Raw genomic sequence first — 14,586 nt, forward strand, 5'->3', positions numbered from 1 at the left:
GAATACTTACCAGATCAAATCTAATAATCAGTGTTGATAGATACTTAATTAATATTTAACTATAATTTGCGGCAACATACTTCTCGTTTACTGATAAGTTAAGCACTTTTCCAAATATGAGGGACTGATTGTCGGGAATATGGCCTGCCGGGAAATCAAAGCACACAGGATAATTGTAATCTTTTACAACTTCCATGATAATTTCAGGTGCGTTTTGGCCGAAAGGTATATCATTATCTTTCAAATCTGTAAAGCCTCCAACTATTAAGCCTGCCAGGTTTTTCAGTTTACCTGCACGGTCAAGGGCGCGGATCATCCTGTCGACAGAATACAAATACTCGCCTACGTCTTCTATAAAAAGTATCTTGCCGTCGTAACTATAATCAGATACCGAATTCAAAATGGCAACCAGCAAGCTCAGGTTACCGCCGATCAGAATGCCTGTTGTTTCACCAGCCCGATTCAGATTGTGGGAATTGAATTGATAGCTTAGCTCTTCTCCAAATAAAGCTTTTCGGAGCGTTTCCAACGAATATTTAGATGCGTCGGGAATATTTACCGGCATTTGTCCATGTATCGTTGGAGCCTGGTAATTGGCAAATAAATGTGCGTGCAATACAGTTATATCGCTAAACCCGACAATCCATTTAGGGTTAACAGCGAACCTGCTGAAGTCAATTTTATCAATTATCCGTACCGTACCATATCCTCCGCGGGCTGCTATGATTGCTTTTATGCTATCATCATCAATAAACCGCTGCAGATCTCTGGCTCTCAGGTTGTCATCACCTGCAAACTGGTGATAGGATGCATTCAGTGTTTCACCGATAACTACCTTCAATCCCCAGGATTTTAATAAGGCAACAGCATTATCCATTGGGTTAGGCAATTTTTTAGCAGGACAAGTGATGGCAATTTGGTCGCCTTTTTTCAGATAGGGGATTTCCTTTAGTCCGAAAGTCCGAAAGTCGGCAAGTCCGGAAGAAGATTCAGATTGATTCGTCATAGAAATAAAAACCTTTTATGGCTTGTAAAAGACAGAAATTCTTTCGGACCTTCGGTCTGCCCGTCTTTCCGACTAAAATAAATTATCTTTGCACTCCCGTCCGCCAGCTGGCAGACGGAACGCATGCAATTTAATACAATGTCACAACTTAATAAATTTAAAAGATATACGATCACTTCTGCATTGCCTTATGCCAATGGCCCGCTGCATATTGGCCATTTGGCAGGAGCCTACCTGCCTGCGGATATTTTTGTGAGGTATCTGCGGCTAAAGAAGAAGGACGTGGTATACATATGCGGCTCGGACGAACATGGCGCAGCCATCACCATAAAAGCAAAAAAAGAAGGTACTACGCCGCAGGCTATTATCGATAAGTATCACGCGCAGATCAAACAAAGCTTTGAAGAGTTTGGGATTTCATTTGATATTTATCACCGCACATCCTCAGCAATTCATCATGATCTGTCGAAAGAGTTCTTTTTGAATTTATATGAGAAGGGTGAATTTGTAGAAAAATATTCCGAACAGTATTTTGATGAGGATTTTCAGCAGTTTTTAGCTGACCGTTATATCATAGGCACTTGCCCTAACTGCAGTAATCCCAATGCATATGGCGATCAATGCGAGAACTGTGGCACTTCACTAAATCCGACTGATCTCATTAACCCAATATCTACCTTAAGTGGCAAACCTCCGGTGCTAAAACCAACAAAGCACTGGTACTTGCCTTTGGATAAATATCAACCATGGCTGGAAAAGTGGATCGACACTAAAGAGAACGAGTGGAAGGTAAATGTATTCGGGCAGTGTAAATCATGGCTCAAATCAGGCCTGCAGCCACGTTCTATGACCCGTGATTTAGATTGGGGTATCGATGTGCCATTGGAAGAAGCAAAAGGTAAGAAATTATACGTGTGGATGGATGCGCCGATAGGTTATATCTCTGCTACCAAGCAATGGGCTATCGATCACGGTAAAGATTGGAAGCTGTACTGGAAAAAACAGGAAAGGGAAGAAGACGATACTTGCCTGATCCACTTTATTGGTAAAGACAACATCGTTTTCCATTGCATTATTTTCCCTGCTATCTTGTGTGCTCATGGTGAATATGTTTTACCTCAGAATGTACCGGCCAACGAGTTTTTGAACCTGGAAGGCGATAAGCTTTCTACCTCACGTAATCATGCCGTTTGGCTTCACGAGTATTTGGAAGAATTTCCGGGTAAGCAGGATGAATTGCGTTATGTGCTAACCTCGATCCTGCCTGAAACCAGCGACAGCGAGTTTACCTGGAAAGACTACCAGGCGCGTGTGAACAATGAGCTGGTTGCCATCCTCGGAAATTTTGTGAACCGGGTGATGATATTGATGCATAAATTTTTTGATGGAAAGATTGAATGTGAAGACAGAGTAGTGGCCCTAAAAGATGAAGGCATCAATACTGAGCTTGGCCGTTTCTATGATGAATTGGAGCGCAGTCTGGAGACTTACAAGTTCCGCCAGGGTATGCAAACAGTAATGGACATAGCCCGCCTGGGTAACCGTTACCTGACCGAAAAAGAGCCGTGGAAAACAATAAAAACCAATCCGGATGATGCTAAGCTTGCCTTGCACAACTGTTTGGTGCTGATCGGTCATCTTGCAGCCTGTTTGCAACCATTTTTACCTGCCACCGCGAAGAGAATATTGACTATGCTTAACTGGCCATCTGACCAGATCGGTTTTGAAGAGGAAGTGGTATTTAAAAGCGGTCACCAGCTAAATGAGCCGTCATTATTATTTGAAAAAGTAGAAGACGCCACGATAGATACGCAAATAGAAAAGCTGAATGCGAAAAAGCAGACAGCGGCACCGGCGCAATCCGCACAAGTACAACCTGCTAAAGCCAATATCAATTATGAGGCTTTTGCTACAATGGATATCCGTGTAGGAACCATATTGACTGCAGAAAAGGTAGCTAAAACCAAAAAATTGCTTAAGCTGACAATTGATACAGGCATCGATCAGCGCACAGTAGTCTCAGGCTTAGCCGAACAATATGAGCCGGAAACAATTATTGGTCGCAAGGTGAGTATACTGGCAAATCTGGAGCCACGCGAAATAAAGGGCATCCTTTCCCAGGGTATGATCCTGATGGCAGAAGATAATGAAGGTAAGTTAAGCTTTGTTTCAACGGTGGATGACCTGCATAATGGTTCGGTAATTCGTTAGATGTGCAGATGTGCAAATGTTTTTGATGAACTCATGTATAATTTGCACATTTGCACATCAAAAAATTTGCACATCCGCAACCGGCCTCGTAGTTCAATGGATAGAATAGAAGTTTCCTAAACTTTAGATATGAGTTCGATTCTCGTCGGGGCTACAAAGCCGCTTTAGTTTTCTAAAGCGGCTTTTTCTTTTGATAGGGTAAGCTAATAACATCGACTATTACTTGTAGTCTTTTATACTTATTCAAGAAATCTATACATTAGTGTATGGCTTACAATGAAACATTAAATAATCGCATAAGGGAGGCGTTGGAAAATGTACCCGGCGTCGAAGAAAAATACATGTTTGGTGGTGTTTGTTATATGGTAAATGGAAAAATGTGTGTGGGTATTGTTAAGGAGGAAATGATGTGCCGTATTGGTGAGGCTGCTCAGGAAGAAGCACTAAAAAGGATAGGTTGCCGCGAAATGGATTTTGCTGGCAAACCAATGAAAGGATACGTTTACGTGAGTGATGAAGGAATGAGAAGCCAAACCGATTTCAATTACTGGATAGGTCTTTGCCTTGCCCATAACCCTCAGGCTAAAGCCGCAAAAAAAAAGAAATAACTATAAGATTAAATAAAGAACTCAACTAATCCCCTTTTAGGTTTTTGAATAACCTTTTTTTTGATATTACCTACGCCGGAAGCCTAATAAACTGACATTTAGCAAACGGGGCCAACTCCAATAATGCTTAATTTTGCATCAAACAGACTTCAAAAATGTCCATATCCACCGAAAATGAAAGAATTGGCATGCAGCAAGCCAGTGATGCTGTAGCCATCACGCTTAAGAAGATGCGCGAGTATGCCAAGCCTGGTATGTCCGCAAAAGAACTTGACGAATATGGAGGAAAATTGCTTGCTGAAGCGGGTGCACGTTCTGCACCTAAGTTAACCTATGATTTTCCGGGATATACTTGTATCAGCGTTAACGAAGAGACACCACACGGCATACCATCGGCCGATAAAATTCTTAAAGAGGGTGACCTGGTAAATATCGACGTATCGGCAGAGCTGAAGGGCTATTGGGCCGATAACGGTGGCTCTTTTGTGTTAGGAGAAGATATCCATGGCCATGGTAAACTGATAGAGGCATCCAAGGAGATATTGAAGAAAGCGATCAGCAACATCAAAGGTGGTGTCAGGATATCGGAGATTGGCAGGCTGATAGAAACTGAGGCCAAAAAAGCCGGTTACACAGTAATAAAAAACCTGACGGGGCATGGCGTTGGTCGCAGTCTGCATGAGGAGCCGCACGAGATTGCCAACTACTGCGACAGGTTAAATACTGCACGTTTTAAAAAGAATTCGGTAGTAGCGATAGAGACATTCATTTCCACCCGTTCAACAATTGCCGAAACCCAGGCCGACGGTTGGACATTGCACGGTAATAAAGGTGGCTTTGTTGCCCAACATGAGCATACCATTATGGTTACCGGCGGTGAGCCGGTGATATTTACAGCGCAGAACGGTATTTGGGATTAATGCTCCAAAAGTCCTTGAATAACGAAATTGTTACAAAATCAATGTTAAAATTAAATTAACAATCGGCTCTTAATTTTGCAGCCACGTGATGGTGCATTATTCAGATAAGGAGCTACTCGATCAAATCAGCCTGCATGATCAACAGGCGTTCAATACCCTGTTCGACCGTTATTGGGATAAGTTATACCGCATCGCAAGGGCTCGCCTTGATGATGAGACTGAAGCGCAGGATATTGTGCAGGAGATATTTATTAAACTCTGGCAGCGCCGCGAAACCATTGAAATAAACACTTCCGTTGAGAATTACCTGCAGGGTGCTGTTCGCCTAAGTGTTATTGGCCATTACCGTTCGCTCAAGGCCGATCAAGCAAAATTACAGAATGCACTTGAACGCATTAATATTCTCGAAAATTCCATCCATTCCCTTACTGATTATCTTGAATTAGAACAAACGCTTGAAGAAGCGCTGAACCTAATGCCCGATATGCTAAAAAAGGTTTACCAGCTGCGCAGCGAAAACCATTCGGTAAAGGCCATAGCCGGAGAGCTTGGGCTGGCAGACCAAACAGTAAAAAATTACATTGCCGAAGTTACCCGTCGTTTGCGCAGTATTATTATCGAGAAGTATCCTGAGCGGCATCTCACTTATATGGCTATTATCATTGCCATGCTTCACAAATAATTAACACAAACATGATGTAAATTAAAAGTACCAAAGGGCACTTTCTGCAACTTATAGGGTGAAAAACATTGTTAATGGACATCCATAAATTCAGAAAGAAGTTAAAACGGTATCAACAGGGTAAATCCAACGAAACAGAGAACGCCCTGATTGATGCCTGGTACAAATCATATTCTGCAGGCGAGGCTCATATCGACGAGGCCGAGGTAGAACGCTCGCGCATAGCCGCCCGCGAAAAACTAGGCCTGGTGACCAAACAGGCAAAAATCTACCGCTTCCCGGTGATGCGTGTGGCTGCAGCTATAGCTTTCCTGGCATGCGGCGCCCTGGCAATCTGGAAATTGGCCGGCAGCAGGCAAAGCGCACCTCAGTACTACACTGTAAGCACCGGGGTAAATAGTATTAAACAACTGACCCTACCCGATGGTACCCAGGTTTGGTTGAATTCGGCCACTTCATTGCAGGTCCCGCAAAATTTTGATGGAAAAGTCCGCCAGCTTATTCTCAATGAAGGCGAAGCTTTTTTTGATGTTCATCATGATGCCAACCGACCTTTTATTGTCCGGGCCTCAGCGCTTAACGTGCAAGTTTTAGGCACTTCGTTCAATATAAAAACATTTAAAAGCCTGAAGGATATTAAAATCAGTGTAGTGAGCGGTATGGTGGGTGTTGTTCGCAACGGAAAAACGCTGGCTATGCTTACTCCTTCTAAACAGTTGGTTTTTAATAAAATTAAGACCGATTTCAATATTAATACCATTGACCCTGAACAGTTGCAGGGCTGGAAGACAGGCTCGACCTATCTTAAAGATGCGAGTTTTGAGGAACTGGCACTGGCAATGAAGAATACATACGGCGTCACACTGAAAGCTACCAGTAAAAGGATAAGCGATTACCGCTTCACCTTCATTCTAAGGCACGGAATATCTGTTGCTGATGCGCTGAAATTAATCACACAAATACACAATACACATTTCAAAAAGGAGGGGAATGAGGTAATGATTTATTAAAAATAAAAATCGGCCCTGCGGCAACAGGACCGATCTATAGTACTTTTTGCATATCACGCGGACGGCAATCCTCATGATCATGCGCGCTCAGTAATTTTTATTCACTATCACTTAAGCATTCAAAAATATGAATTTCTATACACAGTTATGCAAGCAATTTATGCGTATAACTTTTTTGTCTTTTAGCATCCTTTTAACAGTAGGGCTGCTGTCTGTACAGGCTGCGAGTGTAAAGGCTCAAAGCCTCGACAAACGTTTCGATATCACTTTTGACCGTGAGGACCTCTACACGGCGATAAAGCAGCTCGAGCAAAAAACCGACCTGGCATTTGCCTATGATGCCGGTTACCTTGGACTAAAGCAGGATAATATCCAGCCGGAGGTTTTTCATGGTGAGCGCCTGGAAGTCATTCTCGATCACTTATTTAAAGGCACGCACATTGGCTATAAAGAAGAGGCCGGTAATATTTTATTATTCAGGCAGGAATATGGCAAAATTACCGGTCATGTTGCCGATGAGAATGGCGAATCGCTGCCTGGTGCGACCGTGGCTATTGCAGGCACAACAATCGGTGTAATGAGCGACCCCAAGGGTGATTTTAGTCTTACTGTTCCCGAGGGCACTTATACCATTGCGGTAAGCTTCGTGGGTTATAAACGCATGGAATATCCCGGCGTAGTAGTCAGTTCTAAAAAACCGGTATCATTAAACGTAACCATGTCTGGCGTTGGTCAGCTGAAAGAGGTTACTATATCTTATGGTAAACAACGTCGTAACGAGATCACCGGCTCGCTGGCAGAGATTTCGGGTACCGATCTGACTGATAAGCCAGATAACCAGTTTGCCCAGGTTTTGCAAGGCAAGGTGGCAGGCGTGCAGATCACACAAAACAATGGCGCGCCTGGCCGTGGCTTCCAGTTTCGTATACGCGGAGCGGCATCATTTACGCTAAGCAACCAACCGTTGTTTGTAATAGATGGTATGCCGATAACAGGTAGCATTAACAACATCAACCCGGCTGAGATTGAGTCGTTCACCGTGTTAAAAGATGCAGCGGCTACTGCGCTTTACGGATCAAGGGCCTCGAATGGTGTTGTTTTGATCACTACCAAGCATGCCAATCCGGGTGATGCCAAAGTTTCTTTTGATGGCTATTTCGGTATACAGGCCATACCGCAAAAGGGGCGTTATCAGCTGATGAACGCGCAGCAATGGGCCCAGTTTGAGAACGAATATTACCAGGACAAACTTACTTACGAACCGGCAACCAAACCTGTGCTCGATCCTGTATATCAAAACCCAGGTCGTTATGGCGAAGGTACCAACTGGTTTAACCTGGTTACACGCAAGGCGCCGACAGAATCATACAATGTAACGGTATCGTCAGCAACCGATCATTCCCATTCGACGGTAGTGGCGGGGTATATCAACCAACAAGGTGTGGTGGTGAACCAGGGTATAGAGCAATTCTCTCTGCGCCTTAACCAGGACCTGACTTTTGCAAACAACCGCGCCAAAATAGGTTTTAATCTGGCACCGAGCTATCACATCGACCATAACAACCGCATTGCGACGGAGGGTGTGAACAACATTATCGAAAAGGTATCTGAGGGCAGCCCGCTGGTTTCACCATATAATGCAGATGGTAGTTATACCTACAGTGCTGCAAGTCCTGGCCAGGTTGCCAACATCAATCCGCTGGCCCAGCTGATGGAAATGAAGGACGATTATAAGACCACGCGTATACTGGGTAATGGCTATTTCAACTACGACATTTGGGATGGGCTTTCTCTGAAAACCAACTTTGGGATAGATAAGGGTGCTGAGTCGCATAACAACTTTGTACCTTCTACCATCACCACAAATAAGATTGCTACCGGCTCGAGCGGTTATGTCGACAATTATTCTTATACCGCTGAAGGTTATCTGAACTATGATAAAACCTTTAAAAATCATCATATCCAGGCATTGGCGGGTTATTCAATTCAGAAATTCAGCCAGATCAGCAATAGTGTGAGCGGATCGACCTGGGCTACCGATGAGATCCCTTACCTGAGTGAAGCTACCCTTATCACCGGCGGCACAAGTAATACTACAGCTTACTCGCTGCTGTCGACAATTGGCCGGTTAAACTATGATTATAAGGGAACTTACCTACTATCTTTTTCGGCCCGCAGCGACGGTTCATCGCGTTTTGGCTCGGATAGAAAGTATGGATTTTTCCCGTCAGGCTCTGTCGGCTGGGTGATCAGCAACGAGCATTTTATGGAAAATGTTAAGCCCATCAATTACCTGAAAATACGGGCAAGCTACGGTATAACCGGCAACAATACGCTGGGCAACTACGCATCTATCTCGCAGATCGGCAGCGGCCAGGCTTACAATTATACTTACAACGACGTATTACAGGCAGGCGCAGCCAACAGCACACTTGGTAACGATCAGTTGCGTTGGGAGCGTAACAAGCAATTGGATATTGGTTTAGATGTGTCATTGCTAAAAGACAGGATAACATTTACCTATGATTATTATCACCGCAATACCGATGGTTTGATCCAGGATCGTCCGATCCCTTATAATTCTGGTTTTACTACCATTACTTATAACGTAGGCGCTATCAAATTCTGGGGTCATGAGTTTACCCTGAGCACCAATAACCTGGTTGGAAAATTCAAGTGGACCAGCAATTTCAACATTTCGTTCGACAGGAATCTGGTAACCAACCTTGTTTCTCCGGGATATATTATCAGGAACAATACCATTTCATCCGATTATGACCGCACGCAGATCGGTCAGCCGCTGGGAATGTTTTATGGATTTGTTTTCGACGGTTTGTATAAAGATGCCGCCGATCTGGCTAATTCACCGAAAGAGACATTGGCTAAATCTGATATCGGTACTATCAAATTCAAAGATGTTAACGGCGACGGCGTGATCGATGCCAAAGACCGCACATTTATTGGTAACCCTAACCCGAAGTTTATTTATGGGTTTACCAACAACTTTACCTATAAGCAGTTTAATTTAAACATCACCCTGGCAGGTTCCTACGGCAACCAGATACTGAATGCTGATAAATGGGCCTACTTAACCAATATGGACGGCGCACGCGGTGGTTTGCTTGCCGCGGTAGCCGACAGATGGCGCTCACCGTCGCAGCCTGGCTCAGGTATTTACCCGCGAACAGAAACGGGAACCACGTCCCTTGGCCGTGATGTTGAATCGCAATGGGTTGAAGATGGTTCGTATCTGGCCATCAAAAACGTGAACCTGGGTTATAATGTTCCGCTGGGCGAAAATTCTGTGTTCAAAAAGCTGCATGTGTATTTATCTGTCGATAATGCATGGTTCTTTACCAAATACTCCGGTCTGAATCCTGAAGTGAGCCTGAACGGTTTGAACGGAACGGGTGAAGGTATCGACGAAAACTCATACCCTATTTACCGGACCTTCTCGATTGGTGTTTCAACAAGTCTTAAATAAGCCCCAAAAATGATTTCATCCATATGAAAAAGATATATTTAGCAGTATTGGTGTTACTCGTAGCAGTATCATCATGCAAAAAAGAATTTCTTGATCTTACCCCGCAGGATCAGATATCGGAAGCAAATTTTTACCAGACCGAAGCGCAGTTTCGCCAGGCGCTGGCCTCAGCTTATGTTACATTGCGCGCAGTATTTAACCAGGATTTTTACCTGACCGAAATGCGCTCGGACAATACGGATTATGATTATTTTCCGCAGGACGTTGGTACCGCAAATGTACACCGCGACCAGATACACGACTGGATGGACGACGCCAATAACTCCTACGAGGACAATGCCTATCGTTATGCTTACGTCGGTATCTCGCGCTGCAATACCATTCTGGATAGATTGCAAAATTCAACCCAGGTAAGCGCTGACGCCAAAAGTGAAATACAAGGCGAAGCGGAGTTTCTGAGAGCATTTTATTATTTCAGGCTGGTAAGGTTTTTTGGTGGGGTGCCGCTGTCGTTGCACGAGGTTTCTACGGCCGATGAGGCCTTTATACCGCGTGCCTCAGCTGGTGACGTTTATAAACAGCTCATTGCCGATGCTTCTGATGCTGTTAAAAAACTGCCGGAAGCAGCTTTCACAAAAGGACAGCAAACAGGCGCCGCCACAAAAGGCGCTGCCACCATGCTGCTGGCTGATATCTATATGACCCAGAAGAATTACAGCGCCGCTGAGCCTTTGCTGCAAAGTCTGCAAACAATGGGTTATAGCCTGTTGCCTAATTATGCTGATGTATTTTCAACCACCAATAAGAATAGTGTTGAGTCAATATTTGAAGTGCAGTATATGGCAGGGGCGACCAACGGGCAACAGAGCAATTTTATTTACCTGTTTTTGCCGCGTACCACAGATACCAAGCTGATCACCAGCGGCGTTACTACGAATAACACCTCAACCGGGGGCTGGAACGTGCCGACACAAGATCTGATCGATGCCTACGAACCTGGCGATACCCGCCTGGACGCCTCGATTGGTATGGCAGAAGGCACTTACAATAGCAGCGGGTACATGACCATTTCGGCTTATAAAAGTATTGTGGGCTATACTCCGGCGGCAGGCAAAGTAGGCAGGGCTTTCGATAAAAAAGTGCTGAACCCGGTTTCTATAGCCAATAATACCGAAGATGATTGGATGGTTTACCGTTATGCCGATGCTTTACTGATGTATGCAGAAGCGGAGAATGAACTGGGTAACAGCAATGCTGCTTTAACTGCATTAAACACCGTACGTGCGAGAGCATTTGGTGATGCGCTGCATAATATTACCACTGCCGACCAGGCGTCGTTACGCATAGCTATCGCACATGAAAGAAGGGTGGAGCTGGCTTTTGAAAATCATCGCTGGTTTGATCTGCTGCGCACCGGCACCGCAATAAGCACCATGCAGACCTTTTCGACCCAGCTGAAACAACTGCACCCTTACCTGCCGACGGGGGCTTATAATATACAGGATTATCGCCTGTTGTATCCTATCCCTTTTTCGCAGATAGGCCTCAACCCGCAGTTAAAGCAGAATCCCGGGTATACATTCTAAATTAAATTTCAATCCGCAGCGCCGTTGCTTAAGCACGGCGCTGTTTTCTAAGACTTCACACTAACAAAATGACGATGAATAACGGTATCAATAAGCTGAAAAATCATATTACAGCTTTATCATTGGTTGCTATCAATCTCCTATTTTCTTCAACTATAACGTTCGCAGCTACGGCTCCCGGCGATACGGTCTTAAATACGCCCGGGAAACAGGCTGTGGTAAAACCCGGTACGTTTTCCATAGCAGTAATACCCGATTCGCAATATTACCTTGCACAGGCGCAGCTGGGAGGAACGTTTGATATGTTTAAAGCGCAAATAGACTGGATACAAAAAAACCAGGTGAAAGAAAATATTGCCTACGTAGCACACATGGGTGATATCACCGAGCATGGCGATAATCCGGTAACGGCCCGCTCTGAATGGTATCTTGCTCAAAAAGCCCTTTACGGCCTCGAAAACCCGGTAAGTATACCTTATGGTTTGGCTGTGGGTAATCATGATCAATTCCCGAGCCAGTACCCGGTAACCGGTACCACTAATTTTTATAATAAATATTTTGGCGTGCCTCATTTTGAAGGTCGTCCGTACTATGGTAGTCATTACGGCAATAATAACGATAGCCATTATGATCTTTTTACAGCAGGCGGTGTGGATTTCATCGTGGTTTTTCTTGAGTTCGATTCTCATAACGAAGACCAGCAGCATCTTTACGGCTGGGCCAATGAGATATTAAAAAAATATGCTGCAAGAAAGGCTATTGTTGTGAGCCATTCCATTTTACATTTTAACCCTGTAAAAGGAACCAATACCCCGCAGGCGCCTTTCAATGCAGAAGGAAAAGCCATTTATAAAAGCCTTAAGGCAAACCCTAATTTATTTATGATGCTTTGCGGTCATGTGGGCGATAACGGAGAAGGATACCGTGAAGAAACTTATAACGGGCACACCATTCGTACCTTTTTGTCGGATTACCAGAGCAGACCAAACGGCGGGCATGGACTTATGCGCTTGTACACTTTTTCTGTAAAGGAGAATAAAATCAGTGTACGCACTTTTTCGCCATATACGAACGAAATCGAAACGGACGGCGATAGCCAGTTTACGGTTCCGCTGTTTTAATGCAATCGGACTAAAAGATGTTTGAAGAGTCTTATTAGGAAAGCCTTTGGATGAAAATCTGAAGGCTTTTTTAATAGATGGTTTTATTGCGCAGCATAGTATGCTATTCGTTTTAACTTAAGTGAAAAACAGCCAGGTTGTTAGCGCCTACATTTGCTTCAAAAAAATAGAATAACGTCATGAACTCATCAATTGAATCAATAAACACAACAAATTCAGCAACCACTGTTCAAACAGCCAGATCACTGCGCCGCCTCTACTTTACACGCACTGTATTTTCTGTCATTTGGATTATCCTGATTTCGGTTTTCGTTAAAACAAATAATAGTATTGCCGACATCCTTTTTATTATTTATCCGGCCTGGGACGTTATTGCTACTTTTTTAGACATTAAGGCAAATCCGCCATCCGTATCAAAAACACCGCAATATGTAAATGCGGTTATCGGAACCCTCACAACCATTGGCGTAGTGTTGGCTTTGCAAAAGGGTGTTTCCGTAGCGCTAATGGTTTTCGGTGCCTGGGCTATCATTACCGGTCTTATACAGCTTATACTTGGCCTGCGCCGCCGGAAGGAAATGGGCGGACAATGGCCAATGATCATTAGTGGCGGTCAATCTATGCTGGCGGGTATTGCATTTATTGCTATGGCAAAGTCGCCAACCATGGGCATCAGCAGTTTGGCCGGGTATTCGGCGTTTGGCGCTTTTTATTTTCTGCTCGCTGCTATCAGATTGTCAAAATCTATAAAAGGCCTTGAAAAGGCTGCCTGATCTTTTATATACTTGCTAAAGTAAATCCTGATGCTATGAGTGAATATCATGAAATACTGAAAGCGCACCTGGCAAATTTTGCCGGGTTAACTGAAAAAGATATTGCCGACAGCAGGTCTTTATGGAAGCCCCGTAAAATTAAAAAGGGCGACTTTTTCAATATGCAATACGTGGTTTGTAACGACCTGGGATTGGTAGTCAAAGGGATTTTCCGGATCTACTACAGTAATCCTGATACGGGCGCGGAAACCAATATCTTTTTCTTTTCCGAAAATCAGTTCATCGTCTCATTCCGAAGTTTCATTACCCGTAACGCATGTCATTATTTCATCCAGGCCATGGAGGATTGTGAATTAATTTATATTACCTATCACGATCTCATTAGCTTATATCAAACCCATCCAAACTGGGCCAAATTTGGCCGGTTGCTGGCAGAACTATTCTTTACTTATTCACAGACGCGGGCTGAGGAATTATTGTTTTTCACGCATGAGCAACGGTATATCAGATTGCTGGACGAACATCCCAATATTATTAATCGTATCCCGGCATATCATATTTCTTCATACCTGGGAATTAAGAATCCGTCTTTGAGCCGGATCAGGAAAAGAATTCAACGCTAAGGTCAATTGCCTTTCATTTGTCCGTTTAAATATGTATTCTTGAATATATAAAAACCATTTGATCATGAAAAAAGTAACCGGCCTCGGTGGCGTATTTTTTAAGTGTAATGACCCTAAGGGAATGAACGACTGGTATGCAAAAAACCTTGGATTACCTACCGGTCCATACGGAACAACTTTTGAATGGCGGGAGAAAGATGACCCTGAACAAATTGGTGTTACAGCCTGGAATACTTTTCCGGCAACTACGAAATATTTTGATCCTTCAAAAAAGGAATTTATGATCAATTACCGCGTGGCCGACCTGGTAGCATTGGTGGAACAATTAAAGCAAGATGGCGTGACCATTATTGACGAGATAGCCACTTATGATTACGGCAAGTTCGTGCATATCCTCGACCCGGAAGGCAACGCCATAGAGCTTTGGGAACCGGCTTAAATGCAGCACCAGGAATAGCGAAAGCGCATTGAGCACTGCCTTGATACGCCCTGACGGAATTATCGCCCGGCATCTGATAACCATCCGGATTACAGCGAAATTCAAAAGACTGTCGCCCGTTGG

At 44.0% G+C, this 14,586-nt stretch carries 12 protein-coding genes and 1 tRNA gene; 12 read left to right on the top strand and 1 reads right to left on the bottom strand.

Features of this window, described 5'->3' with window-relative positions; genetic code table 11:
* Positions 1-55: 55 nt before the first annotated feature.
* Positions 56-1,006: a S66 peptidase family protein gene (locus VIM89_RS11140; protein ID WP_488156224.1), complete on the bottom strand. Its 951-nt coding sequence runs from the start codon at positions 1,004-1,006 to the stop codon at positions 56-58.
* Positions 1,007-1,144: 138 nt separating this feature from the next.
* Here VIM89_RS11140 and metG point away from each other — a divergent pair, with 138 nt between their 5' ends.
* The 12 genes from metG to VIM89_RS11200 all read left to right on the top strand — a co-directional run bounded on the left by metG (position 1,145) and on the right by VIM89_RS11200 (position 14,463).
* Positions 1,145-3,217 carry a methionine--tRNA ligase gene (metG, locus tag VIM89_RS11145; RefSeq protein ID WP_488156225.1) on the top strand — a complete coding sequence of 691 codons (2,073 nt, stop codon included), beginning with the start codon at positions 1,145-1,147 and terminating at the stop codon, positions 3,215-3,217.
* Positions 3,218-3,299: 82 nt separating this feature from the next.
* Positions 3,300-3,371, top strand: a tRNA-Arg gene (locus tag VIM89_RS11150).
* A gap of 112 nt (positions 3,372-3,483) precedes the next feature.
* Positions 3,484-3,825, top strand: coding sequence for a TfoX/Sxy family protein (locus VIM89_RS11155; protein ID WP_488156226.1), 342 nt, complete (start codon positions 3,484-3,486; stop codon positions 3,823-3,825).
* A 155-nt stretch (positions 3,826-3,980) separates the two neighbouring features.
* Positions 3,981-4,745 carry a type I methionyl aminopeptidase gene (gene map / locus VIM89_RS11160; RefSeq protein WP_488156227.1) on the top strand — a complete coding sequence of 255 codons (765 nt, stop codon included), beginning with the start codon at positions 3,981-3,983 and terminating at the stop codon, positions 4,743-4,745.
* Between the two features lie 88 nt (positions 4,746-4,833).
* Positions 4,834-5,427: an RNA polymerase sigma factor gene (locus tag VIM89_RS11165; protein ID WP_488156228.1), complete on the top strand. Its 594-nt coding sequence runs from the start codon at positions 4,834-4,836 to the stop codon at positions 5,425-5,427.
* 74 nt (positions 5,428-5,501) lie between these two features.
* Entirely contained in the window at positions 5,502-6,437 is a 936-nt protein-coding gene (locus VIM89_RS11170; RefSeq protein ID WP_488156229.1) for a FecR family protein, read from the top strand.
* Positions 6,438-6,597: 160 nt separating this feature from the next.
* Positions 6,598-9,921, top strand: a complete 3,324-nt coding sequence (locus VIM89_RS11175) for a SusC/RagA family TonB-linked outer membrane protein (RefSeq protein WP_488156230.1) — start codon at positions 6,598-6,600, stop codon at positions 9,919-9,921.
* A 23-nt stretch (positions 9,922-9,944) separates the two neighbouring features.
* Positions 9,945-11,507 carry a RagB/SusD family nutrient uptake outer membrane protein gene (locus tag VIM89_RS11180; RefSeq protein ID WP_488156231.1) on the top strand — a complete coding sequence of 521 codons (1,563 nt, stop codon included), beginning with the start codon at positions 9,945-9,947 and terminating at the stop codon, positions 11,505-11,507.
* Between the two features lie 68 nt (positions 11,508-11,575).
* On the top strand, positions 11,576-12,628 hold the full coding sequence (locus VIM89_RS11185; protein ID WP_488156232.1) for a metallophosphoesterase: 1,053 nt from the start codon (positions 11,576-11,578) through the stop codon (positions 12,626-12,628).
* 179 nt (positions 12,629-12,807) lie between these two features.
* The gene (locus VIM89_RS11190) at positions 12,808-13,401 is read left to right on the top strand and encodes a DUF308 domain-containing protein (RefSeq protein ID WP_488156233.1); all 594 of its coding nucleotides are present in this window, start codon (positions 12,808-12,810) and stop codon (positions 13,399-13,401) included.
* A 35-nt stretch (positions 13,402-13,436) separates the two neighbouring features.
* Positions 13,437-14,024, top strand: coding sequence for a Crp/Fnr family transcriptional regulator (locus VIM89_RS11195; protein ID WP_488156234.1), 588 nt, complete (start codon positions 13,437-13,439; stop codon positions 14,022-14,024).
* A 64-nt stretch (positions 14,025-14,088) separates the two neighbouring features.
* Complete coding sequence (locus VIM89_RS11200) at positions 14,089-14,463, top strand: VOC family protein (protein WP_488156235.1); 375 nt, start codon at positions 14,089-14,091, stop codon at positions 14,461-14,463.
* Positions 14,464-14,586 lie beyond the last annotated feature (123 nt).

Source organism: Mucilaginibacter sp. (genome assembly GCF_036568825.1).
Taxonomy (GTDB): Bacteria; Bacteroidota; Bacteroidia; order Sphingobacteriales; family Sphingobacteriaceae; genus Mucilaginibacter.

Coding starts and splice junctions, on each gene's coding strand:
- VIM89_RS11140 (WP_488156224.1), bottom strand. CDS start 1,006: ATGACGAATCAATCTGAATCTTCTTCCGGACTTGCCGACTTTCGGACT.
- metG (WP_488156225.1), top strand. CDS start 1,145: ATGTCACAACTTAATAAATTTAAAAGATATACGATCACTTCTGCATTG.
- VIM89_RS11155 (WP_488156226.1), top strand. CDS start 3,484: ATGGCTTACAATGAAACATTAAATAATCGCATAAGGGAGGCGTTGGAA.
- map (WP_488156227.1), top strand. CDS start 3,981: ATGTCCATATCCACCGAAAATGAAAGAATTGGCATGCAGCAAGCCAGT.
- VIM89_RS11165 (WP_488156228.1), top strand. CDS start 4,834: ATGGTGCATTATTCAGATAAGGAGCTACTCGATCAAATCAGCCTGCAT.
- VIM89_RS11170 (WP_488156229.1), top strand. CDS start 5,502: ATGGACATCCATAAATTCAGAAAGAAGTTAAAACGGTATCAACAGGGT.
- VIM89_RS11175 (WP_488156230.1), top strand. CDS start 6,598: ATGCGTATAACTTTTTTGTCTTTTAGCATCCTTTTAACAGTAGGGCTG.
- VIM89_RS11180 (WP_488156231.1), top strand. CDS start 9,945: ATGAAAAAGATATATTTAGCAGTATTGGTGTTACTCGTAGCAGTATCA.
- VIM89_RS11185 (WP_488156232.1), top strand. CDS start 11,576: ATGACGATGAATAACGGTATCAATAAGCTGAAAAATCATATTACAGCT.
- VIM89_RS11190 (WP_488156233.1), top strand. CDS start 12,808: ATGAACTCATCAATTGAATCAATAAACACAACAAATTCAGCAACCACT.
- VIM89_RS11195 (WP_488156234.1), top strand. CDS start 13,437: ATGAGTGAATATCATGAAATACTGAAAGCGCACCTGGCAAATTTTGCC.
- VIM89_RS11200 (WP_488156235.1), top strand. CDS start 14,089: ATGAAAAAAGTAACCGGCCTCGGTGGCGTATTTTTTAAGTGTAATGAC.